A 719-nucleotide genomic window follows, 5' to 3' on the forward strand; every position below is an offset into this window, starting at 1 on the left:
GTACTGCTTGGCCAGACAGGCGACAACATAGCTTATCTTTTCACCTCGCTGCTTTGCCCTGCCGAAGTCCTCGAACATGGCAATATATTTATGATCCGACGGCTTTACGCCGGCTTTTTCCAGCTTTTCAATCACTCCACCGCACAATTTTAATGCTTCGTACACTGTCATTCAGCATTTTTTCGTAATTTTGCAACTCCTACGACATTCAACAGTAACACCCAAAGGGCGTCGAAGGCATTTTGCCCCCGGCTTTTGCCCTTTGGGTGTTTGTATTTGTATGTCGTAGGAAAACTGCAAATCAAGCCGGGGGCTTTTTCTATGCCCCAGCGCTTGGCTGTGTCGGTCAGAGCTTGGTTATCATCATATCGTTAAATTTAGCCTGATAGTTCAGGGTGTTTGTCCTCATGCGGACCGTCGCGCCATACATGGGCGCTGCTTCGCCGTATTCCTCGGCCATGAACTGGCAGAGCTCCACGATTTGCGACTTGTCGGAAGTGAAATAAATGTATTTCGTGCCCCGGAGCAGACGCAACACGCTGAGATAGTCGGTCAGCTTCCAATAGTTCTCATACATTCCGCACTCGGTCGTAAGATACGGCGGATCCAGCACGAACAACGCCCGGCTGTTGCCGCGCTCACGCTCGAACAGTTCCCGGTAGTCCATGTGAACTATTTCCAGCCCGTCCAGATAGCCGTCGCACTCATACGCGCCCGGT

General features: G+C 51.2%; 1 pseudogene. It reads right to left on the reverse strand.

The window, feature by feature from the left end:
- Positions 1-346: 346 nt before the first annotated feature.
- Positions 347-719: pseudogene (locus tag MoGM_RS12945) on the reverse strand (DNA adenine methylase); the annotation flags it as partial.

This window comes from Prevotella sp. MGM1 (genome assembly GCF_002933775.1).
In the GTDB taxonomy this organism is placed as follows: Bacteria; Bacteroidota; Bacteroidia; order Bacteroidales; family Bacteroidaceae; genus Prevotella.